Source organism: Psychrobacillus sp. NPDC096426 (genome assembly GCF_044762745.1).
In the GTDB taxonomy this organism is placed as follows: domain Bacteria; phylum Bacillota; class Bacilli; order Bacillales_A; family Planococcaceae; genus Psychrobacillus.
Genome location: NZ_JBIWEX010000003.1, coordinates 1 through 22,554 on the forward strand (window position 1 = coordinate 1; position 22,554 = coordinate 22,554).

Sequence of the window (22,554 nt, forward strand, 5' to 3'; positions counted from 1 at the left end):
AGAAGCTGACTTCTTGGGACCATTCGGGCTTTAGCGCTGCCGCAGCACGAATATCATTTGCAATTCCTAAGCGACGGAAATGCTCCATGGAACGTGCATTTGTTGTTTTCGCACGAGGGCGTAAATGTGAAACTTCCTTACGTGGTTCAACGATGACCACTTTTATGCCACGTAAACCTAGTTCCATCGCTGTAGAAAGTCCAACAGGGCCCCCACCAACTACTAGCACTTCAATTGAATCAGAGAAAAAATCTACCTTTTGAAAAACTGACATTATTCATCTACCCCTTACATTTTCATAATGCCGCTTATGACATTTATTCTTGAACATTGAATACGATCATGCGAATTTCTGACATCTCTTCTACAGAAAATCTTGGGCCTTCTCGTCCTGCTCCACTCTTATCGATTCCACCATATGGCATAATGTCTGCACGATATGCTGATGTATCATTAATAATTACGCCACCAGTGCGTATTTTCTTCGCTGCTTTCCATGCTAAGTCAACATTTTTCGTAAATACGCCAGCTTGTAAACCGTATTCAGAATCATTTACAAGGTCAATTGCATCATCAAATGTTTTATAAGGAACGATAGATGCTGTTGGTCCAAATACTTCTTCACATACTACTTTCATGGTTGGCTTCACATTCGTTAGAATCGTTGGATACATAATCGAACCTTCACGATTTCCACCAACAATGACTTTTGCACCATCACGAATAGCTTCTGTTACCCATTCTTCCACACGTTCCGCTTCTTTTAAGCTAATCATTGGTCCCACGTCAGTTGCAGAATCTAATGGATTACCAACAACTAGGCATTTCGTTGCTTCTTCTATTTTTTGTGTGAACTCTTCCATAATTTTTTCATGTACATAAATACGTTGAACGGATACACAAAATTGACCTGCTGAACCAAATGCTCGTTTTGCTAATAATTCTGCTGCTAAATCGATATCCGCATCTTCATGCACAATATTGCCTGAGTTGTTACCTAGCTCTAATGTTACGCGGTTGAAGCCGCTATTTTTTTTAATTTGTAAACCTACAGATGGACTACCTGTGAATGTCACCATTTTTTTGCCTGGATGCGCAACTAAATAATCACCAATTGTACTTCCTGAACCGATTACTAAATTAATATAGCCACTTGGTAAACCCGCTTCTTCTAATAATTTACATAAAAGAATCGCTGTTAATGGCGTTGTCGATGCTGGTTTTAAAACGATTGCACATCCCGCAGCTATTGCCGGTGCTACTTTATGCACAACTAAATTTATCGGAAAGTTAAATGGTGTTACCGCTGCAATAACACCAACAGGGACACGAATATAAAGACCCATGCGATTTTCTGATCCTGGTACAGCATCTAATGGTATTGTCTCACCATGAATACGTTTTGCTTCTTCTGAAGCAGTTTTAATAACTTGTACTGCTCGATTTACTTCGACAATTGCATCTTTGATTGGTTTACCAGCTTCTCTAGCGATCAATCGTGCCATCACATCGACATTTTTCTCAACAAGCTCGGCTGTCCGGTTTAATATTTCGTAACGTTCATGTGCTGGAAGAGGGCGATTTTTCATCGCCTCATTTGCCGCATCAACTGCTTGATCTACATTTTGCTGACTTGCAACTGTAACTTCGCCAATCACTTCATCCGTAAACTTGTCATACACTTTCATTTTTTGTTTGGACTCTAACCACTGCCCATTAATATACAGGCCTGTTTCGTGCTTAAGTGCTGTAGTCACTCCAACCTCTCCCCACTTAGTTAAATAATTTTGATTCTAAAAATTCACCAACATCTGTTCCGATGTTTAATTTTTTTGCTTCTTCATATACTGCACGAGCTGCCATAATATCTTGAATCGCTGTACCAACTGATTTAAATAATGTTACTTGATTTTCGCTTGTTCGCACTTTATGTCCTGTAACTAAAGCTGGTAACACGGTTACGATAGATGCATCGTATTTACCTTCTTTAATAGCTTCGATTACATCACCTGATTCTTCTTCCAGATGTTTTGTATCGATAACAATTCCATCTGCCTTTGCAAATGTATCCGTATCAATTTCGCGCATCAATGGCATTGTAGAACCAATAGAGTTTACATGTACGCCAGGGCTTACCCATTTACCTTGGAACGCTACATTATTACCTTTTGTGGAAGTGTTTGTACATACATTGATAATATCTACGCCTTCTACTGCTTTCTCAGGTGTGTCCACCGCTTCGATTTTAATACCAAGTTTTTCACTCATTTCAATTGCGAAGGCTTCACGACGAGCAGGTGTTGGACTGAACACTTTGGCAGAATCGATTTTGCGTACTGCACATACTGCTTCTAAATTTGTACGTCCTTCTAAACCTGAACCAATTAAACCGATCGTTTTTGCATCTTCACGTGCTAAATATTTAGTTGCTAAACCTGTCGTAGCACCTGTGCGAACCGCTGTAATATATGCTGAATCCATCATTGCTTCTAAATCATTCGTCTGTTGGTTTATTATTCCGATTAAATAACGGACACTTGGACCACCTTTAAAGAATACTTTAAAACCTTGATAGCCACTTTCATTCATTACTGCTGACATAATACGATAGAAACCATCATTGCCAGTACGCATGTTCAAACGTGGCGGGTTCTCTGTATGACCGTTATATTCTTCAACAAGCCCTTTTTCAATTTGATCAATAATTGTACGCAAATTGATAGCTTGTTTTACATCTTGCGAATTTAATATTAAAGTCATTTATATCACCCCTTTACTGTAGTTTTTTCTAATGTCGCTACCGGATTACGACCGATGAAGAATTCGCGATCGCTCTCTTCAGTTACAGGAATACCCGATTGAATAAGTGCGTTGCGGATTGCAGACATCTGTGAAGCGTTAATCTTCATTGTTGGTTGACGTAATGGTCCACCATTGAAGCCATTTAACCAAGCTGCATACTTCCAAAGCATACGGTTAACTAGACCAGCACCGTCAGAAGATGCCATTAATTTACCAACTGCTATACGAGCAGGTTGCATTTTCCAATATTGCTCATATACTTCGTCAATCTTTCCTTCTTTCATTTTGTTAAATAATAACGGTAAAGTATCTCCGTACATTTCATAGTTACTAGTACCCATCCATTGGATTGGAATAATATTTCCAATTGCGAACGCATCTTTTTCTAATGGTGTTGTTACAACTACTTCTTCATTGAATAATTGGTAACATTGAGTGAATCCAGCGATTAGTGGCATACCACCTTCTGCTTTGATGGAAACGATGTTTGGCACATCATCAATGAGTTGGCGGATCACTTTTGGATCGATAGCTGCTGGATGTAAGCGTTCGAAGTTCCATAATGGTACTGGAAATAAAATAATGCCGACATCTGTTGCTTCCGCGAATCTCTTAGTATATTCATAAACACCTTGACTGTCTTCAGGATAGAAGTTAGCAGGATAAGACAGTAATACTAGGTCAACTAATTCTTCCACCGCTTGAACAATTTCGATATTTTCTTCTAATGTATTAAAGCTCGCATGGTGAATGAGTTGAAGACGACCTTGTGCTTCATCTGCCACCCATGTTGCAAATTGGATATATTCTTCTTTACTCAATGCTAGTTCGGATACTAATAACGTACCAGTGAAGCCTAATTCGATACAACGACGTACGTCATGACGGATCCCCTGTTCGTTTAATGCTTTTAAGTCTGCTGTGAATGAAGGAATGATCACATTTGCAAGACCGTCTAAATTTTCCTTCGCCCATTTTCTTGCTTCTGCTTTCTGATAATATGCCATTACTATGACTCTCCTTTTTAAAAATTCTGAAAATATATCACATCTTTATCATATAAAATGTTCCTTATAATGTGAAATACACTAAAATTATGCTCGTAATAAGAATTTCTTTTTACCAAAATGAAATACGTCATTTGTAAGTTTAGTAAACTTATACTTTTACTAGACTACTCGATTCTGTTTGTTCCACCGCTACCTTAGATGGCGATGATTCAATAAGTAAAAATGAGCATAAGAATGCGACAGTTGCTGCACCGGAGCTGATAAATAATGGCGCTGTAAGCCCAAAAGTATCTGCTGCTATACCACTTATGATTGGATTTAAGAATCCACCAAAGAATTCTCCGATGCCAATCGTTAATCCTATAGCCGCCCCTGCGTATTGAAATGGCACTGATTCAGTAGGAATTGCAGACATTACTAAAGCAGCGACACCTGTACCTGAAGAAAAGGCGAATACTAAAATAAGGGTAAGCGCTAATGAATCTACGTATATTAATACAAGTGGCGTAAAGATAGAAAGGAAACCGAATGCAAGCGAAATAGGTTTTCGTCCGATTCGATCTGAAATCGCTGGCACAATAACACCGAAGAGCGCAAAGCCGGCACCGAACGAAGCCATCACGATACTCATCGTTGATGCTGATACACCTTTTACATTCACTAAAAATAACGGTCCATAAATGTTGAAGGCCATAATGTATGTCATAAAGGCACTGAAAATAACAATCGATAACCAAACGTTACGATGTTTCAACATTTGCTTAAAGTTAATCTTCTCCTTAGGTGCCAACGACGAAACTTGTGTAATTTTTGCTTGATCTGGATTTTTGACATACTTAAAAATGACGAACGCTAAAATAACTCCCGGAACGATGGTTAAATAAAATGCTGTATGCCAATCAAATGCATTCGCTAACGCAACAATTACAAGCGGAGCTAAAAAGCTACCGAACACCGCATTCCCTGTATTCATAGTAAATCCCGAGTTAAAACCACGGCGGTTTTCGGATGATTCCACAGTCAAAATTGATTGGGTTATTGGAACAATTGGACCTTCCACAAGCCCCATTATTAAACGTAAAACAAATAACATCACGAATGATCCAACTAATCCATGCAATAATGAAACCACCGAAAATAATAAGACGAATATTGCTAAAACAGCTTTTTTGCTCTTTGCTTTATCTGATAAAATCCCACCTATTGGGCCTGAAATTGACCATGTTATCGCCAATGCTGCACTAACTAAACCGATTTGTGTATTCGTTAAACTAAAATCCTCTTGTATAAATGGTATAAGATAGTTAATAGCTAAACGATCAAAGAATACAAACCCGATTGAGAAGAAGAAAATCATCACTAATTTATTCTCATAACTCCAAAATTTCTTTTTTTCCATTATGAACACCCTTCCTTAAAATCATGTATTGTCCTAGATAAACATAAAAATACGATGATACCGAGATGATTAGTAAAAGCTTACTACCGTCTGGATTCCTACGAGCAATGAGAAGATCTAATATACAAGCGACGGATTGACACACTCATTTATAACTCGAGGAATAGGAACTGATTTGTGGCGTTAAATCAAATTTAATTTCAGAATATTGAAAATATTTTTAGCGTTTTGTTTCATTAGCTTCCTTATTTAAATATTAATAAGAGCCTAAGTTCTTTTTTTGTTATAAAACTTTGGCGTTTTTTTAAAGATTAAGAGCCTTCCTTCATTGAACTTGGAATTTTCATCCCCCATGAACTAATTGACTTAGAAATATCATCCCAAATAATGGTTTCAGCAGAATCATCTACCATTCTAGGCATCTCAGCACTTAATTCATAACGGTTACCAAATGCCCAATAATATGCATAAAGATTTGCCCCTGCTGCATGTCGCCCTACTCCGAATTCTAATTCCAAACCATAATGTGCAAGCATATCAAGGGCACGTTTCATATGATCAATATTTTCAAAGCTGAATGCGATATGGTCAAGTGATTCTTTATCGCCACCGACACCACCCATGAACGCTAATTCATGATGATAATCACGAATACGAGCCCATACAGCACCGTAAACGCCTGGTTTTGGCATGAAAATATCAGACATTCTAAAGTCTAAAGCTTTTTCTAAAAAGAAAGCTAACTCTTTTGGATCTTTCACTTTTAAACCTAAATGATCTAGATCATGTGGTCCTGCTCCGTGAAATGTACGAGCTGGTGTAGCTGCTGGGTTAATATATGAAACTGATTTATTAGCAATTGTTATTAGTTCCATACGCAGTGGAATATTAGCACCCGGAATATCAAAGCCAATGCCTTTTAATTCGCCTGGTTCACGATCTGTAAATTCAGATACTTGAATACCATAATCTTCTACACGTTTTTTGTAATGGATTAGATCATCCTCATTATTTACAGTAAAAGCATAGTGTGCGATGCCTGTACCGCCTGGTGTTAATGCTAAATCGTAATGATGATCGAAACCACAGCCCAAATAATACGTATCACCTATTTTATCCATTTGTTTCAAACCAAATGCATTGACATTATAATCAAGTGCCTTGCCGATATCTGGAACACGGAGCTCCGCGTGTGCTAGTCTTTCAATTCCCATTTATTAATCCTCCTTTTATTTGAACATTTCTAGTAGCTCGAAGATCACTGAGTAATCAGATGTCGTATCGATATAAGCATATTTACCTGAACCATCATAGAGAGGTCCTTCTTGTATTGTTGGGAATCCTAAACTATTGAATAACTTCACTTTTTCATCTAGATTGTCGACTATAAAAGCAATATGATGCAGACTTTCTCCATTTTTCTCTAATTGTTCAAGCCAAGTACTTCGGGAATCTTTATCCGGCTGAATTAACTCTACTTGAATATGAGGAGTATCAATAAATGTAAAGTGACTGCGTCCAATTGCTTCCTGTCCTTTGTATGTAGCCACTTTGTTAGCTGCTTCAAATCCAGAATGGAAGATTGTTAAAGACTCTGCACCTAATAACTCACACCAAGCTTTTTGAGCTTCACGAATATCTTCAACAACAAGCGCAATTTGGACAATTTTATTTGTGCCAAGTAATGCTTTTCCTTCATATTGGTTATCTCCAGAGCCTATTGATAATGGATCTTCTGTTTTGGGGTCTCCATCCTTTAAAAGTTCGATAAGCGTTTTATATTTCTCACGTGTATCTAAAAATGCATGGTTTCCTGTGTTTAGATAGTCTTCCGAAGTTATAGTATCTAATAATTTTGTGAGAGAGTTCATCGCTTTTTCATCATGGAACAAGAAACCTATCTTAGTAATTTTGCTCGTCTCGAATTTCAATTTTTTTTGTATAGATCCGGTCAATACTACCACTCCTATTTCTCTATTTATCGAATATGTTTAAAAGAATCTAAGCATACACGTTACCGTTTTTAGCCTCCCTCCCCAATCTTTCGGTTAAAAAACACCTTAATACATCATTTCACTACACAATTTTGTTATATTGCGGAAAGTGTTTCATTTCAAGCTCGTTTAGAAATAATGCAATGGATGGATTAGCATTTTCCTTTTTCCATGCAACTCCGATGTCTACTGTATGTTTCCAATCCATAATCTCGATACAACGAATAGATGGATTCGCATAGACATGTAAATGCTTCGGTAATATCGCTACACCTAATCCCGATTCAACTAGCATTAATACCGTTTCAATGCGTTCAGTATGCATGGAGATATTAGGTAGCGAACCATGACTTGCAAAAAGTGTAATTAAATGATCGTATCCATGAGGAGATTCTTTGCGATCAAGCATTACAATTGGCTCGTTTGTTAATTCTTTAATAGAAATACTCTGTTTTTTGGCAAGCGGATGATGCTGATCGATAAATACACAATATGGTTGGGAAAACAAGGAGTGATACTCCCATTCTGCTCGATCCTCTGGCTTAAATGACATGATAAACGCAATATCAACATCATTATTCGTTAGCTTTTCAATGACCTCTGCTGTTTGATAATGGTTCATACTGATTTGTACACTTGGATATTTTTCACGAAAACTTTTAATAAAAGAAGGCAAGAAATTCTTAACCGGTGCATATAAAAAACCAATGCTTAAGTGACCAATTTCACCAACAGCAGCTTTTTTGGCTCTATTAATCGATTCCTCCGTTTTTTCTAACAGTTCGATCGCGTCATCCAAAAAAACTTTGCCAGCATGCGTTAATCTCACGGAATGTTTATCACGTTCGAATAATTTCAAGCCCATCTTTTTTTCTAAACTCGCAATTTGCTGACTGATTGCTGGTTGTGCCACAAATAATTTTTTAGCTGCCTGTGTAAAATTCAAATGTTCTGCAACAGAAATAAAATAACGTAACTGACGTATTTCCATAACCTCCTCCTTATGGGACTCTTATTTCAATTATTTTTTATTTCCAAATCATTTCGGATTCTATACAAAACACATTATCCGAATACAGAAGCTAACAAATAATTAATCATAAGGAATTATTAGTAATCATTATTCGACCATTGCTACTGCACGAACAGAGCCCGCTGTACCGCCTTTAACTTTAATTGGAAAGGCACAGAACTTAAAACCGTGTCGTACTGGCACTTTATCCAGATTACCTAACTTTTCAATGTGATAATACTCTTTTTTACGACCCATGAAATGCGCAGGGAATAATGCTTCTTTATTACCAGCTTTTACGTCCGCTACCATTGCACCGAAAGGACGGTCAAATGTGTACGTATCAATCCCCATCAATTTGACCCCTTGTTCAATTAACCATTCTGTAGCTTCACCTGTCATACCAGGTTGATCTTGAAGATATTTCTCTTCATAAATATATTTGTCATAGCCTGTCATTAATAAAACGATATCTCGCGGTTTAATTGTATAGTCGATTTCTGCAAGTGATTGCTTTAAATCTTCGACTGTTATACCGCTTCTTGGCTCTTTATGACGCAAATCTAAAATAACGCCATCTCCATAAAAGTCTTCTAACGGTAACTCATCGATTGTTCGAGACGGCTTCCCCTCTGTAATTGGGCCAAAATGAATCGGAGCATCACAATGTGTCCCAATATGTGTAAATACTTCTGCACTGACACTTTCAACAGCTAATGCTAGACCGTCCTGAAAATCACTCGGCGCAATATTTAGCTTCTTCGCTAAAAGCTCTGCTTGCTCTTCGCTAGTGGAGAGTTCAACTTTTGGTGGCCATGGCTCTGCAAAATGATTGGGTTCCCAATAAACACTTAAATCATACAAGTTCAATTTTCTTTCCCTCCAAAGACTAAAGTTTTAATAAAAAGAAAGGTGTTACTAATGCAATGTCGTAACTCCGCCCACATATTAAAACTATTCATTAATTTCTTAATGCTGTTACCTTTTTAATACCTAACATTTCACGCGCTTCGTCTGGCGTTGCAATTTCATAGCCTAAGTCTGTTGCAATGCCTACAATACGTTCAACGAGCTGTGCATTACTTGTTGCTAGTTCGCCTTTTCGGAAGTAGATATTATCCTCAAAGCCTACTCGTGCGTTACCACCAAGTAAAAGGGATGCAATTGTAGCTTGGTGTTGTTGAGCTGCGATTCCCATTGCACCAAAGTATGCGTTTTGTGGTAATTTACGTACTAGATGTGTGATGTTTTCCATGCTAAAGTTAATGGCACCTTGGTTGATTTTTAACATTCCAAATACGAAGTTAAATGATAGAGGACCATCAAAAAGTCCTTCAGGCGCTAAAATGTTGACTACATCTTCTAATTGCGCATGGTTAAAGATTTCTAATTCTGGCTTGATGTTACGTTCTTTCATCAATGTCGCAGCATTCCGTAACCAGTCACGATCCCAAAGCGTTGGCTTGATCATGTCTCCAACATACGCTTGCATCAGACCACAATCTAAAGAAGCCATCTCTGGATAAGCGTCTAGCACTTGTAAACCATCATCAATATGCGTACCCGGGATCATCGCTGGTGCTGTAGAGAATTGTTGTATTATATTAGTTTTTGCTGCTACTTCTGCTTTAATCTCTTTGAAAACGTTCACATCATTTGTTGGAACCCCTTTTGAATCGCGTGCATGAATGTGTGCGATTGCAGCACCCGCATCATAACAACGTTGAACTTCACGTGCAATTTCATTTGGTTGTTCTGGTAATGCAGGGTTTGCTTCTTTACCATGGAAATTACTTGTTGGTGCAACGGTTATAATAATTTTCTTTTTAGCCATCTTTCATTCCTCCAATTTTTTATAGCGCTTACATTTTACGTAATAGATACTGGTTCAAGATGCTTTACTAATTCAGTCTTTATAAACTCCGGTATTGACACTGATTTACCAGTATCACGATCAACAAAGACATTTGTTAAACTACCTTTCGCAACTGGCTTCTCTTCTTTATAAAAACCGAATGATAGTTTATAAGACGAATTACCAATCTTCGTTACGGAAACTTGCGCCTCTAATTCATCGTCATATTCGATTTCTCCCAAATAGCTACACTCTACATGTACACGTGGCATGTCTAAGCCCGATTTAAAAATTTTTTTGTATGAATAACCGATACGTCTAAAAAAATCATGATCCATTATTTCGAAGTACTTAAAAATCGAACTATAATGAATACGTCCTGACATATCAGTATCAACAAACTGAATACGAATTGTCTTGGTAATCATTGAACTTATTTCTCCCCCTTTGTTTTAGTAAATTAGTTTTGAAGTAGTAACACTTTCTTCAATTACCATTGACTAAATATTACGAAAGTTTATCATAAAGATAAAGTTAAGATTATTTAGGTTTACATAAGAAAAACTTACAATAAACAAAAAACGGGGGGATAAAATATGAATATGGACCATTTAAAATATATGATTGAAGTATCAGAGCAAGGAACAATTGCGAAAGCAGCAGATAAATTGCATGTGTCACATTCAGCCATTAGCCAAGCAATTAGTAGTATAGAATCTGAACTCGGCGTCTCTGTCTTTAAACGCTCTCGCTCAGGTAGTCAATTGACCGAAGAGGGCAAAACGGTTATTAAACTTTCTTTGGAAATGATGAATAAACTAGAGGAATTAAAAAGGATTAATCAACAATCTGAATTGCTTGAAGGAAATTTAAAAATTACGGCATCAACAATTTATTACTCTACTTTTTTACCGGAGTTCATGTATTCATTCCGCAAAGAGTTCCCTAAAGTCAAAATCGAAATTCATGAAAATGATACCCAAAATATTATAGAAGCAATCAAAAGTAATGTGTTTGATATCGGACTCGTTTTAGGAACAGATGAAACTTTAAATATCAAAGATCCCCGTATTACATTAGATGTATTACTAAAATCTAAAATTATGGTCTGTGTGAGCAAATATTCACCACTCGCTTACAACAAGTCTGTTACGCCAGAAGAATTAATTAAACAGCCTTTAGTCATTCGAAATGAGAAATTTGCAGAACGTTTCTGGAATAAATTATTTTTAGATTATGGGGAAGGCAACGTCATTTTTTATTCAAACAGTCATGACGTCATAATAAATATTATCTCTAACAATATAGCAGTTGGCATTTATTCAGAGTTTTGGGTTCGTCATAATCCTTTAGTTTCAAGTGGAGATATTATTGCGCTTCCCTATGTCGATGAAACGCCATATTATGGGACTACATACTTAATTAGTGTACTACCTAAAATTAGTCATTTACCTAAAATAACAAAAGCGTTTATGAATGATTTAAAACAAAAGATCGTTGATACGTACTAAGATTCCTTTTCAATAATTGGAAGGAAATGTTCAATAAAGAATGGAGAGCCAGTACTCTAAATTAAAGTACTGGCACTTTTATTATTTAGTTTGAAACATGCAATAGTAAGTGACATCTAATTAATTTGCCTACAAATAAAGAAAAACTGCTACAAGGAGCAGTTTTTCAGTCATTCATCGTCTATATCATAACAGGATAAAATTCAGCTGGTATTTCGCCGAAGTGACGGCGATGATACAGCATCGGATTTTTACTTTCGTCAATTGAAATATTTTGCACAGCACCGATTAAAATTGTATGGTCACCCGCTTCAATCGCTTGATGCGTTGTACACTCAAGCACTGCAAAAGCCCCTTCAATAACTGGTACACCTAATTCAGATTGTGACCAAGTACAAGTGCTAAAGCGGTCCTCGTGCTTACTTGAAAATGTTTTACACAGTTCTTGTTGGTCACCAGCTAAAATATGGACCCCGAATTTGCCACCTTCTGTAAAGGTTTTAAGCGTTGAAACACGGTGATCGATTGACCACAAAATTAATAATGGGTCAAGCGAAACCGATGCAAACGAGTTTACCGTTAAACCAACTGGTAGGTTTTCCTCAGTTGTGGCTGTTACAACAGTAACACCAGTTGGATAGTTTCCTAATGCATTTTTAAATAATTGTTGTTGTACTAACTTTGTTTCCATTTCCAGACCATCTCCCTTTGTTTAAACAATATATTACTACCTCTTCGGAAAATCTATATTTTCAAACAATTAATATACTTTTCGGATTAAGCTCAATGCCCAATTCCATTTTTCCAAACAACTCACCTAACATATCTAAGTTAAATGCATAATGTAAAGATGATGCTTGGACATCTCTCCAGTAACGTTGTAATGGGTTAGACTCATAAATCATAGATGCTCCAGCATTATCCACAATTGCTTTTACCGCTTGGTTACATAGTCTGGCAACATAACCATAATTTCGACGATTTACTAACTTTTCATAAATATCAATTGTTTCTCCCGTAGTAAGTCTGATGATTGTTTTTTCTAATAGCGCTTCAGCTGCTGTTATGGTCGCTGAAACTTCTGCTATACGAATTTGTTGATGCGTAAAATCAGCTACCTTCTCATTGCTTTTGTTCACTTTGCTACGCATCGTCTCTCTCCACTGTTCATAAGCTCCGATACTCGCGCCTATTAAAGAGGATGATAAGCTAACTGGCATCGCTGCAAATAAAGGATAGCTATATAAAAGACTTGTATTAATCCGTCTACCAGGACCTTCTCCTCGTTGGCACCAAGCGATCATATCCAATGTTCTATGTTTCGGAACAAACACATTTTCCAGTAAAATATTATTACTACCAGTTCCTTTTGTCGCAACTGTTTTCCATGTATTTTGCACTACTATATCTTCTTTCGGCACCATCATCATCAACACTTCACTTGGTGCCCCAGTGTCTGGGTTTAGATCTACAAATCCCATCACCATCACCCAATCGCTGTGATCAATTCCAGATGAAAAGCCCCATTGACCATTCAGTTGATAACCGCCTTCAACAGATATCACTTTGTTCATTGGAGCAGGATTGAACGAAGAGGCAATCAGCGCATCAATATCGTTCTCCCAAACCTCACGCTGTACTTCTTCCGGGAAGTAAGCTAGCATCCATGAATGGATTAGTAAAAGTGAGTAGCACCATCCCGCAGATGGATCTGCTTTTGAGATTTCCTTTACTGTTTCATACAAAGTATCAAAACCTAACTCGTAGCCACCCCAATGCTTCGGCGTCATCGTACGAACAAGGCCTGAGTCAATAAAATCTTGAATGTTTTCTTGAGGTTGACGGGACAGTTCCTCCGTTAAATTAAAGCGTGGCTTCACCTTGAGTGCTAATGTTTTAGCGATTTCTACAACTTCTTCATGTGTTAACGCATACGTTAATTGAGTCAAAAAATGACCTCCTTTGATATATTTTGTGGCTCTATTCTAGACTCCAATTCGCGAGCATTCATGCAGATTGTTAGCTAATCAACATCTGTTTCTCGAAATAAACGAATACATTCAAATTATCAGCATGATTTCCATGAAAGGAGGCAATTTTAATTACTTGCCTCTTTCCTCTTTCCTCTTTCCTCATTTCGGTAGACGTAATATTCCGTCATTTTAGTGCAAAAAACATTCTTTTATGCTGACACGAGTGCCTTCGTTTAGAAACCTTTCAATCTGCGCTCGGCAGATGCCTGGACCATCGCTAGTAATATATGCCGATTTTTATTAATATTACTTTGCCTGAAATCGCTTACAAAGAAAGCATACTAATGCCTCCATCTCGTTGCCATTAGAATGTTGTTAGCTTGAAATAAATTATATAGCTAGTCTATAATACTTGGAAATACATTAAAATTATCATATTAATAAGAAAAACTTATATACATATAAAAATAGTTTAATGGAAAACAAGTTTACTTGTTATTGAGTTTTCCCAAAAAAGATTAGGAACGATTCAACTCTAGTTCACACCATTCAATACTTCATTATTTCCAAAACGAAACCTTCTATTCTTCCAGCTATTGGATCTATCGTAGGTTTGGAATAAAGTTTACTGCAAACGTTGATATTATAATAGATGAAACCCATGCATTTTGAAAAAAGATTGATCAAAATACACGGGTTAGGATATAATTCAATTTTATTTTTATTTCATTTCAGTTTCAATATTTGCTCCAAAATCATTTCTTCTTTTACGTTGCTTTTCAAATATGGCTTCCCAAATATTTTTCCCGATTTCAATTGATTTCTTTAAAATAATCTCATTCAATAAGACCATTCTTCCTCAAACTGGATATCTATGTTAAATTATAAATGTTTGATTTTTCTGCAGAGCAAGTAATTTCTTACTTTTCTTTTTATTGAATACATGATAGAATACATTAATTTGTGCATTGAGCGATGATTCTCTCGATATTATTAATTAATTTTTTTCTACTAGAAAAAGAAAGTAAAAGAGGATTAGATGAGGAGATGTTTTGATGGAATTCAGAGGAGCTAGTGTTTACGATCAAACGGATTTTTTTTCAAATTACATGAAAAGAAGAAACAGACAAGATAGTCCAAATAATGCCATAGAAGGTCCGATTATCTATGAATTAATTGGGAGCATTCAAGATAAAAGCATCTTAGATTTAGGGTGTGGTGATGCCTCATTCGGTAAAAAACTTTTACATCTAGGGGCAAAATACTATACAGGAGTAGAAGGTTCGGAACAAATGGTGGAAGCTGCGCGCTCAAACTTATTAGAACAAAACGGAACAATACACTGTGAAACAATGGAATCGTATGATTATCCGAAAGAGGCATTTGATCTTGTAACATCTCGATTCGCCTTTCATTATGTTTCAGACATTGACACCCTGTTTCAATATGTTCATAAAACACTTAAAGAAAACGGTAGATTTATTTTTAGTATCCAACATCCTCTTACAACTTCTTCATTTGCTAGTAAGCAAACTGGGGATAAACGTGGTAATAGGATTGTCGATGACTATTTCCATGATGGTGAAAGAAAAGAACCTTGGATTGATCAAGTAGTGGTTAAGTATCATCGCACAATTGAACAATATTTTATAGCACTTAGACAAGCTGGTTTTACAGTATTAGATTTACGTGAAGGTACACCAAAACGCGAACATTTTAGTAGTGAAGATGAATTTGTTAGAAGACAACGAATTCCTATTGTACTGGCTTTTTCTTGTATGAAGTAAAATAAATATCCTAATATTATTTTAAAAATATTTGAAAGATGAATTATTAGCCATTGACAAAAATTGTGTTCAAAGAGCAAATAAATACATCGGTTAAACTTGCTTTAAAAAACATCTAAAGAGTACATTATTCAACTACGGGTGCTAAATAAGAGTGATATGATAATAGATAAAATTATTATTATTTGATTACAAGGGGGGTTGGTCTATGAGATTAACAAATAATAAAATTGAAACTTTAAGAATTAGCATTGCTAATGTTTTAAATAACATTATGAAATGGCAGATTGTTGAAATAAAATTTATAGGTAATGGAGTTAATAACGCTGTTTTTTTGGTTAAAGAAAAAAATTTTGGAATGCTTGCTATCAGAACTCCTTGGAGAACAGAAGAAAACACAAATGATATAAATTTAAGTGGCATTATTTCATTGAAAAAAGAAGCAACTATCTCCGAACATTGTCATAAATACAATATCCCAGTACCAAAAGTTCATAGGCTTTATTTAGATGAAGAAATTAACTTTTTAGTAACTGATTTTGTATCGGGAGATGCTCAAGAGATACCTTCCTACGATGTTGGTCAGCTCACTTCTAAAATACATAAGGTACCGTTGAATAATTTATCAATCATTGATCAGAATGAACGAACATTAAGTAATATTATTTCTAACAGAATAACAGAACGTGTTCATTTACTATCTAATCTGATAAATAATAGTATCATTATTCCCGATTCAGAGGAAATGGAAGCAATTCTGAATACAGCACAAACAAAGGACAGTTTACTCCACCTTGATGTTAGACCACCTAATATTATAGGGGAAAATGGAGTTATTAAAGGGATTATAGATTGGGATAATGCATTCATTGGTAATCCGATTATGGAGTTAATGAGAATTTCTGAATCTCAAGAGTTAATTGAGGAAGAATTTCTAAAAGGTTACAAAAATGTAGACATTATCATAAATACTGATGAAGTTATACAGTCAATTTATCGACTAGATACTGCTTTAATGTTATCCATACTATTCACCACCTTAATCAATGATTCTGCTAAAAGGGATTACTATCTCAATCGAGTTCATTTTTTAAGTCGAAAAATAAAGAACACCTTATAGCTTCCTCTTATTCAATTAACAGGTGCTTTAATTGAATAAAAAAAGAAATAAACATTTAAAGAAATATTCTCTAGGCGTTTTTTCGTGTTAGTATGTTAACTCGTTATATTTAACCCTCTTTTCTTTTTCTCTCTCTACCGCTCTATTTTGCCACTCAAATATTTATTGCTGGTATGCATACTGGAAGGAATCGATTTGTGTCCACTATTGAATAACAAAAAGAGGAATCAGCGGTAAGCTAATTCCTCTTTTTTAGTACGGTGCCTTTTGGTAAAAGTAATTGGGCGTTTTCTTTTCATTTGCATAAGGCTTATGAAAAATATGAGTCGTAGCGGGAGATAATGGAGGAATTAGCCAACTCCAGTTTCCTGTTACATCACGTCCTGCTTCGTGTTCATTTGTTTCAAACCGTTTAAACTGTTGGGCAGCCGTGTGATGATCTACGATACTCACCCCATCTTCTTTATAAGAAAATAAAACAGCGGCATTCAGTTCTACTAATGCACGATCCTTCCAAAGAGAAGCATTCGATTTCGTATTCAGTCCCATCTGTTCAGCAATCACCGGAAGCATATTATAGCGATTGTCGTCTGCTAAATTACGCGCACCAATTTCTGTTCCCATATACCATCCGTTAAATGGAGCGGCTACGTAAGAAATACCGCCTACTTCCAATTTCATACTGGAAATCATCGGAACGGCATACCATTTCAACCCTAAATCTGCAAACCAGTCGAATTCCGGATGTCGAATGGATACTTCTAAAATGGATACTTGCGGTATATCAAATAATTTTGGCGGATTGTCTTTGATTTGAATAACGAGTGGCAACACGTCAAACAAGCCATTATTTCCTTTCCAACCGAGATTTTGGCACACTTTTGTGAATGCTACCGAATCTGGATCCCCAATTATTCCATTCTCCGTTTCGTAGCCTGCATAACGGATTAATTGCTGATTCCAAATCCGTACATCTTTTTGGGAAAAAACCGTAATCGTCGGACGAATTCTTCCATTATTCGTTGCAAATTCAATATGCTCTAAAAGCGCATCGAATATGGACTCCTCATCATGCAAATACCTTTTATCTAAGACGTTTAAACTTTGCCAAAAAAGTCGGCCAATGCATTTATTACTATTTCGCCAAGCCATTTTAGCCCCGTAACTGAGCTCATCTATCGAATGTTCGTATGTACCTTGTTTTAAAATTTGTTGCTCTACTTCTATTAAACGAATCCCCATTTCCTGCTCCGATTGACCAGTTTCTTCATAATAAGTTCGGATAAAATTGTTAGCTTCATTGAACATGACTGAAAATCCCTCCTACTGTCTCCCTCCATCATAGAAGAAACGGCTTGGTGCATACAAGTGCCAAGCCGTCGGAAGTTGTGAGGGATTTATGACAGAAAAAAACCGGATAGTTAAGATCGTTTCTTAATTCCATGGAAAAATCAATGACATCTCTCCCTTTCCAGGTAGCATTTATGGGAGATTAATCCTATGTTAATGCTAGCTCCGAACTAAACACTCTGGCTCAATGTTGAGCAATAAAGGGCTCGGTTCTCCTACACTGTATAATTGCAAATAATGCATAGCTCGAGTACAGGCTGTGTAAAACAGTCTGCGTAAGCTCTCCTCGTCGTAGACTTTCGCCGATGCATCATATATGATAACTGCATCGAATTCAATACCTTTTGCCAAATACGCCGGAATCACAACAACGCCTTGTTCATATTCCATAGAGTTGCTCTTTACAAGTTTTACTTCTTTTATATCCCTTAGGGCTTCGTATGCAACGATGCTTTCCTCTGCGGATTTACATATTATAGCGATCGTATTATACTTTTGTTTTCGCAAATAGGATACTTTGGAAACGATTTGATAATGCAATTCTTCACGATTGGTTAATTGAGTCAATATAGGGATTTCCCCTTCGCGTTCAAAAGTGATAATCTTTTCCCCATTAGGCACGAGTCTGCGTGTAAATTCGACGATTGGTCGTGTGGATCTGTAGCTACGGGTTAGATTAATCGTATTCGTTTCATTCGGTCCGTATAAGTAAGTAAGTGTATCGAAGTCTACCGTTTCGCTTGCATGGGCAAATATCGCCTGATTAAAATCGCCAAGCACAGTCATCCTTGCTGAAGGAAACAAACGTTTCAAAAACTCAAATTGAAATGGAGAATAATCTTGCGCTTCGTCTATAAGTACATGTTTAATGGAGGTGTTCGTCTGAAAGCCTTGTATCAACTCTTTCAAAAGTAAAAATGGAGTAGCATCTTCGTAATATAGTTTACCTTCGTCTAGCATTTTCAATGTTGATTGGCAAATACCCTCCCATTCTTCAGGTGTTTCCCCCTTCATCCAAGTTGAATCGGCGAAGAGTTGCTTGTATATTCCCTTAATGTCTATGAAATGGAGCATTCGAATTCGTTTGCGGATCGGTTTAAATTTTTGACGAACAATCAATTGAGAGAGAGCTTCAGGTTCCATCTCATAATCGTCAAACGATTTTCCTTTAAAACCGCGTTTCTTCCTTAAGTAGGCATAGGCCTTTTGGTAGTTTTCTTCACTAAGTAACTCGATTTCTTCCTGTACCCAGGACTTCGTTCGTTCGCTCTTTACCGCTTCATCCACTTGCTTGGTTAGCCAATCCGTTAACTTTTCAAGTCTGTTATGAAAACGAAGGGATGTGTCAGTGCTATAAAACCTTTCATTGATTTGCTTAGCACTGACAATTGATTTTCCTCTAAATGTAATTCCTTTGAATAACATACCACATATTTCAAGTGATTCTCTGTAAGCTTTGAGCGCCTCAAAAAAACGAACCGAAGCTTTGAAACGAATGCTCTCTGTTCTAACTCGGTATGATGGCTGATTCGTAGCAGTCAATACAAATTCCAATTGTTCATAAGGACCCTCTACTTGAAATTCGTTACTTAGCCGATGATGCAAGTATTCCTGGAATGTGACCTGTTGCATATTCTCTTCACCAAGTTCAGGTAACACATTGGATATATAACTGTTAAACATCGAATTAGGCGAGAATAAAATGATTTGATCCGCTTTCAATCTATCCCGGTATTTATAGAGTAAATAAGCAATTCGCTGAAGAGCGGCCGATGTCTTGCCACTGCCAGCCGAACCTTGAACGATAAGTAGCCGCCCATGATCGTGCCGGATAATCCGGTTTTGCTCCAGTTGAATAGTAGAAACAATACTATGCAAATGTTTTTCCGTGCTTTTGCCGAGCACCTGCTGCAAAATTTCATCTCCGATCGTGATACTAGTATCGAACATGGATTTTACAACACCATCACGGATAATATATTGCCACTTTTGTTTCAACGTGCCATCGATAACTCCCTCGGGTGTAGTGTACTCGGAGGGACCTGGTGAGTAATTGTAGTAGACGCTCGAGATTGGCGCCCGCCAGTCGTAGATAAGGATGTTCTCTCCACTTATATCCATGAGCGTAGAAATGCCTATATAAATTCTTTCCGTATCTGCAGTTCCTTCTTCTACAAAATCGATTCGACCAAAATAAGGCACCTTTTGCATGCGCTCAAGTGCGGATAGTTTATTAGAAACTTGTCTGTGGGTGCTTTGGCTTACGGAAAGGTTCTGAGCCTGTTGTCTCAAGCTTATAACCGTCTCAAGATAATCATCGAAAGTATCTGTGTTAACCTTAACGTCATCCCAAAAGTGTTTGCGGAAATCAACTACCTCTTTCCGACGCATGTCTCTTTCATCTGTCAGCTTGCCGATTTGTTCCGTAATTACGTCCATTACGCTGTCTAACCGTTCTTGTTCTTGCCGAAGTTCCGTATTCATACCAAGCACTCCTTTTTCAAAATAAAAATGGGTTGACTAGAAAAAAAACATGGTGTATACTTATAGTAGGGAAAATATAACCTACAACATTAAAATTGTGTTTCTATATTAACATATCATGTTTTTTAACTTTTATCAATCTATTTTATACAAATATAAGGTGGCAGATTCTAAAGTACTCTAGAATCTGCCACCTTTTCTTTTTGTTCTGCCGGTATCTCAATAGATCATCAAGAACGTCGTTATTTGTCAAAGGAGGTAAGAAAATTTTCCTTGAAACTTGGGCTTAATTCACTCCACACATCGAATTTGTTTCCATCTACATCATAGAAAACAAAATTCCTTCCTGCATGTCCTCTGTCTTCAATTTCTCCAATCCTTATCTTTTTATCTAAAAAGTCTTTGTGTATCGCCTCTAATTCACTTAATCCATTAACTTCAAACGTTATAGAAAAACGTTCTTCCCCATAAATATCAACGAAATTAGTGCTTTGATCTTCCTTAGATTTCACAAGAAAAATACTTTGGTTGACAAAGTTAAGAATCGCTTTGTCTTCATCTTGATAGCTTAACTCCGCCCCTAATTTGTTTATATACCATTCAGATGCCCGTTTGACATTCGTTACTGGAATATAGATCGTTCCAACTCTTATTAATTTTGCGCTCATTTTAATCCTCCCCGTATCATTTTTTCCCTAATGAAAATCCATTAAATAAACGTCCTCCGTAAGGAAGTAATATATCATCCATTAACTTAATCAGTTTATGCTTGGAACCGTTTCGATAAAACGTATCAAAAGCCTCAACAAATTGTGCTGCAAACTGCACGTCGTAACTTTTTAAGGAACGTACGATCCATTTGGAAGCACCTATCCACCTATTATTTGTTCTTAACACAAATTCACTAGCCAGTTCAGCAAGTGTATTCGCAATAAATATTTCTTCTGCTCGATCGTTGGAACCGATAAAGTCATCTAATGTATCCGTTATAAAGTATCGTTTAGTATTTATCGTTTCAACTGACCATTTTTCTGGACCGTTTGATAATAACTTTTCAGCCTCAGACTTAATAGGACCAATTACACCACTATCTTTTAAAATTATACCTTCGGATATCATTCGTGGTAATGAAGGTCGAGCTCTTTTCCTATCACTTTCGAAAAATACTTCATAAGAATTTAAGTTATGTACGAATACTTCTACACGCCAGTCAAAATCAATTAGCGACTCTCTATAACATGCGCTAAATGTTTGATCAAATATGACAATATCCAGGTCTGATGTTTCCGTCGCTTCCCCTCGAACAACACTTCCTGCCAATAAAGCTCCATCACAATTTGGAAAATATTTATTTATAAACTTTTGTGCCGCTATGACTGGTTCTAGCTTTTTAATATTCCCCACTCGGATCCCTCTTTCTTAGTTGAGTATGTAATGCTCTACTCGAAAAGATTATTACATTCTCGAATCATAAACTCCATATAATCCATCGAATCTTTCCGCCTTCCAAAAATTGATTGATAGTAGGACTTTTTATTACCTTGTCGTAATCTCATCGATTCCTTAATAATCTTATGGTACTTTTTAGGAACCACACTTAACGCATACTCTCCTGCTCCGACTTTTGAAGTAATGTCTTTTTCTTTAAATGTGTAATAAAGACGAGAAACTCCCAAAACTCCCCACTCAACCATGTGTAAGTCAAATAATACACCTATATATTTGAAGGAAGGGAACCTCTTACGACCACTTATCCAAGCACGCCAATATGTATTAAGATTATTTCTCATATTAACTATTAAAACATTCCATTCTACCTCATAGTTAAATTCTACAAGTTGTCCTTTTATATGAATCCCATATTTTTTTAATTGATAAGCATCTATTGAGTTTTTATTGAACTCTGTAAATCCATTAAACTTTCCATCATTAAAGCGAACACTTGAAACCTTACCTTCATTTAAGGACAGCATATCATCTTTCACTATATAGAACCCATCTAGAATCGTTTTAGGGCATTTTCTTTGCATATCCTTATGAATTTCCTGCAACTTTTTTATATCTGATTCCGTTAATTTTCGTTTAATAATTGCAATAAAGTCAATATCACTATAGCCATCCTCAAATGCTCCTAACGATGTAGAGCCATATAGATAATAGCCTTCTAGCAAATTCGGTAATTTCCATTCTAGTAGATGAAAATAATCATCTAATACTTCATGTATTAGTTGGGGAATCTTATCCATTTTGAACCTCC

The 22,554-nt window shown here is 36.5% G+C and carries 22 protein-coding genes; 3 read left to right on the forward strand and 19 right to left on the reverse strand.

Annotated features, from left to right (window positions below; all coding sequences use genetic code 11):
- The 11 genes from ACIQYS_RS03375 to ACIQYS_RS03425 all read right to left on the reverse strand — a co-directional run.
- Positions 1–274, reverse strand: a 274-nt coding sequence (locus ACIQYS_RS03375; protein WP_402974908.1) for an FAD-dependent oxidoreductase, incomplete at its 3' end; no start/stop codon positions are given.
- A gap of 43 nt (positions 275–317) precedes the next feature.
- Positions 318–1,757 (reverse strand): aldehyde dehydrogenase family protein, encoded by a 1,440-nt coding sequence (locus ACIQYS_RS03380; protein ID WP_402974911.1) that lies wholly within the window; start codon positions 1,755–1,757, stop codon positions 318–320.
- Between the two features lie 16 nt (positions 1,758–1,773).
- The gene (locus ACIQYS_RS03385; RefSeq protein ID WP_402974914.1) at positions 1,774–2,760 is read right to left on the reverse strand and encodes an ornithine cyclodeaminase family protein; all 987 of its coding nucleotides are present in this window, start codon (positions 2,758–2,760) and stop codon (positions 1,774–1,776) included.
- 5 nt (positions 2,761–2,765) lie between these two features.
- Positions 2,766–3,809, reverse strand: coding sequence for a dihydrodipicolinate synthase family protein (locus ACIQYS_RS03390; protein ID WP_402974917.1), 1,044 nt, complete (start codon positions 3,807–3,809; stop codon positions 2,766–2,768).
- A 151-nt stretch (positions 3,810–3,960) separates the two neighbouring features.
- Positions 3,961–5,211: an MFS transporter gene (locus tag ACIQYS_RS03395; protein WP_402974920.1), complete on the reverse strand. Its 1,251-nt coding sequence runs from the start codon at positions 5,209–5,211 to the stop codon at positions 3,961–3,963.
- A 311-nt stretch (positions 5,212–5,522) separates the two neighbouring features.
- Complete coding sequence (locus tag ACIQYS_RS03400) at positions 5,523–6,425, reverse strand: VOC family protein (protein WP_402974924.1); 903 nt, start codon at positions 6,423–6,425, stop codon at positions 5,523–5,525.
- A 15-nt stretch (positions 6,426–6,440) separates the two neighbouring features.
- Positions 6,441–7,166 carry a VOC family protein gene (locus tag ACIQYS_RS03405; RefSeq protein WP_402974927.1) on the reverse strand — a complete coding sequence of 242 codons (726 nt, stop codon included), beginning with the start codon at positions 7,164–7,166 and terminating at the stop codon, positions 6,441–6,443.
- Positions 7,167–7,287: 121 nt separating this feature from the next.
- Positions 7,288–8,196, reverse strand: coding sequence for a LysR family transcriptional regulator (locus ACIQYS_RS03410; protein ID WP_402974930.1), 909 nt, complete (start codon positions 8,194–8,196; stop codon positions 7,288–7,290).
- Positions 8,197–8,325: 129 nt separating this feature from the next.
- Positions 8,326–9,087: a cyclase family protein gene (locus ACIQYS_RS03415; protein ID WP_402974933.1), complete on the reverse strand. Its 762-nt coding sequence runs from the start codon at positions 9,085–9,087 to the stop codon at positions 8,326–8,328.
- A 91-nt stretch (positions 9,088–9,178) separates the two neighbouring features.
- Positions 9,179–10,051 (reverse strand): beta-keto acid cleavage family enzyme, encoded by an 873-nt coding sequence (locus ACIQYS_RS03420; RefSeq protein WP_402974936.1) that lies wholly within the window; start codon positions 10,049–10,051, stop codon positions 9,179–9,181.
- 35 nt (positions 10,052–10,086) lie between these two features.
- On the reverse strand, positions 10,087–10,500 hold the full coding sequence (locus ACIQYS_RS03425; protein WP_402974938.1) for an acyl-CoA thioesterase: 414 nt from the start codon (positions 10,498–10,500) through the stop codon (positions 10,087–10,089).
- Between the two features lie 168 nt (positions 10,501–10,668).
- Here ACIQYS_RS03425 and ACIQYS_RS03430 point away from each other — a divergent pair, with 168 nt between their 5' ends.
- A complete protein-coding gene (locus ACIQYS_RS03430) occupies positions 10,669–11,583 on the forward strand; it encodes a LysR family transcriptional regulator (RefSeq protein WP_402974941.1) in 915 nt (304 codons plus the stop codon).
- 181 nt (positions 11,584–11,764) lie between these two features.
- Here the strand turns inward: ACIQYS_RS03430 and ACIQYS_RS03435 are convergent, their stop codons facing one another.
- The 3 genes from ACIQYS_RS03435 to ACIQYS_RS03445 form a co-directional block, all read right to left on the reverse strand.
- Positions 11,765–12,274, reverse strand: coding sequence for a flavin reductase family protein (locus ACIQYS_RS03435; RefSeq protein ID WP_402974944.1), 510 nt, complete (start codon positions 12,272–12,274; stop codon positions 11,765–11,767).
- Positions 12,275–12,335: 61 nt separating this feature from the next.
- Positions 12,336–13,532, reverse strand: a complete 1,197-nt coding sequence (locus ACIQYS_RS03440) for an acyl-CoA dehydrogenase family protein (protein ID WP_402974947.1) — start codon at positions 13,530–13,532, stop codon at positions 12,336–12,338.
- 745 nt (positions 13,533–14,277) lie between these two features.
- Entirely contained in the window at positions 14,278–14,400 is a 123-nt protein-coding gene (locus tag ACIQYS_RS03445; protein WP_402974951.1) for a hypothetical protein, read from the reverse strand.
- A 211-nt stretch (positions 14,401–14,611) separates the two neighbouring features.
- Here ACIQYS_RS03445 and ACIQYS_RS03450 point away from each other — a divergent pair, with 211 nt between their 5' ends.
- Both ACIQYS_RS03450 and ACIQYS_RS03455 read left to right on the forward strand, forming a co-directional pair.
- Entirely contained in the window at positions 14,612–15,343 is a 732-nt protein-coding gene (locus ACIQYS_RS03450; RefSeq protein WP_402974955.1) for a class I SAM-dependent methyltransferase, read from the forward strand.
- 208 nt (positions 15,344–15,551) lie between these two features.
- Positions 15,552–16,463: an aminoglycoside phosphotransferase family protein gene (locus ACIQYS_RS03455; RefSeq protein ID WP_402974960.1), complete on the forward strand. Its 912-nt coding sequence runs from the start codon at positions 15,552–15,554 to the stop codon at positions 16,461–16,463.
- Between the two features lie 252 nt (positions 16,464–16,715).
- Here the strand turns inward: ACIQYS_RS03455 and ACIQYS_RS03460 are convergent, their stop codons facing one another.
- The 5 genes from ACIQYS_RS03460 to ACIQYS_RS03480 form a co-directional block, all read right to left on the reverse strand.
- The gene (locus ACIQYS_RS03460; RefSeq protein ID WP_402974963.1) at positions 16,716–17,771 is read right to left on the reverse strand and encodes a nitric oxide synthase oxygenase; all 1,056 of its coding nucleotides are present in this window, start codon (positions 17,769–17,771) and stop codon (positions 16,716–16,718) included.
- Between the two features lie 201 nt (positions 17,772–17,972).
- Positions 17,973–20,297: an RNA polymerase recycling motor HelD gene (gene helD, locus ACIQYS_RS03465; RefSeq protein WP_402974966.1), complete on the reverse strand. Its 2,325-nt coding sequence runs from the start codon at positions 20,295–20,297 to the stop codon at positions 17,973–17,975.
- 242 nt (positions 20,298–20,539) lie between these two features.
- Positions 20,540–20,965 carry a VOC family protein gene (locus ACIQYS_RS03470; protein ID WP_402974969.1) on the reverse strand — a complete coding sequence of 142 codons (426 nt, stop codon included), beginning with the start codon at positions 20,963–20,965 and terminating at the stop codon, positions 20,540–20,542.
- A 16-nt stretch (positions 20,966–20,981) separates the two neighbouring features.
- A complete protein-coding gene (locus ACIQYS_RS03475; RefSeq protein WP_402974972.1) occupies positions 20,982–21,701 on the reverse strand; it encodes a nucleotidyltransferase domain-containing protein in 720 nt (239 codons plus the stop codon).
- Between the two features lie 35 nt (positions 21,702–21,736).
- The gene (locus ACIQYS_RS03480; RefSeq protein WP_402974975.1) at positions 21,737–22,543 is read right to left on the reverse strand and encodes an aminoglycoside adenylyltransferase domain-containing protein; all 807 of its coding nucleotides are present in this window, start codon (positions 22,541–22,543) and stop codon (positions 21,737–21,739) included.
- Positions 22,544–22,554 lie beyond the last annotated feature (11 nt).

Excerpts from the sequence above, each read along its gene's own strand:
- ACIQYS_RS03385 (WP_402974914.1), bottom strand. The coding sequence starts at position 2,760 with ATGACTTTAATATTAAATTCGCAAGATGTAAAACAAGCTATCAATTTG.
- ACIQYS_RS03390 (WP_402974917.1), bottom strand. The coding sequence starts at position 3,809 with ATGGCATATTATCAGAAAGCAGAAGCAAGAAAATGGGCGAAGGAAAAT.
- ACIQYS_RS03395 (WP_402974920.1), bottom strand. The coding sequence starts at position 5,211 with ATGGAAAAAAAGAAATTTTGGAGTTATGAGAATAAATTAGTGATGATT.
- ACIQYS_RS03400 (WP_402974924.1), bottom strand. The coding sequence starts at position 6,425 with ATGGGAATTGAAAGACTAGCACACGCGGAGCTCCGTGTTCCAGATATC.
- ACIQYS_RS03410 (WP_402974930.1), bottom strand. The coding sequence starts at position 8,196 with ATGGAAATACGTCAGTTACGTTATTTTATTTCTGTTGCAGAACATTTG.
- ACIQYS_RS03420 (WP_402974936.1), bottom strand. The coding sequence starts at position 10,051 with ATGGCTAAAAAGAAAATTATTATAACCGTTGCACCAACAAGTAATTTC.
- ACIQYS_RS03425 (WP_402974938.1), bottom strand. The coding sequence starts at position 10,500 with ATGATTACCAAGACAATTCGTATTCAGTTTGTTGATACTGATATGTCA.
- ACIQYS_RS03430 (WP_402974941.1), top strand. The coding sequence starts at position 10,669 with ATGAATATGGACCATTTAAAATATATGATTGAAGTATCAGAGCAAGGA.
- ACIQYS_RS03435 (WP_402974944.1), bottom strand. The coding sequence starts at position 12,274 with ATGGAAACAAAGTTAGTACAACAACAATTATTTAAAAATGCATTAGGA.
- ACIQYS_RS03450 (WP_402974955.1), top strand. The coding sequence starts at position 14,612 with ATGGAATTCAGAGGAGCTAGTGTTTACGATCAAACGGATTTTTTTTCA.
- ACIQYS_RS03455 (WP_402974960.1), top strand. The coding sequence starts at position 15,552 with ATGAGATTAACAAATAATAAAATTGAAACTTTAAGAATTAGCATTGCT.
- ACIQYS_RS03460 (WP_402974963.1), bottom strand. The coding sequence starts at position 17,771 with ATGTTCAATGAAGCTAACAATTTTATCCGAACTTATTATGAAGAAACT.
- helD (WP_402974966.1), bottom strand. The coding sequence starts at position 20,297 with ATGAATACGGAACTTCGGCAAGAACAAGAACGGTTAGACAGCGTAATG.
- ACIQYS_RS03470 (WP_402974969.1), bottom strand. The coding sequence starts at position 20,965 with ATGAGCGCAAAATTAATAAGAGTTGGAACGATCTATATTCCAGTAACG.
- ACIQYS_RS03480 (WP_402974975.1), bottom strand. The coding sequence starts at position 22,543 with ATGGATAAGATTCCCCAACTAATACATGAAGTATTAGATGATTATTTT.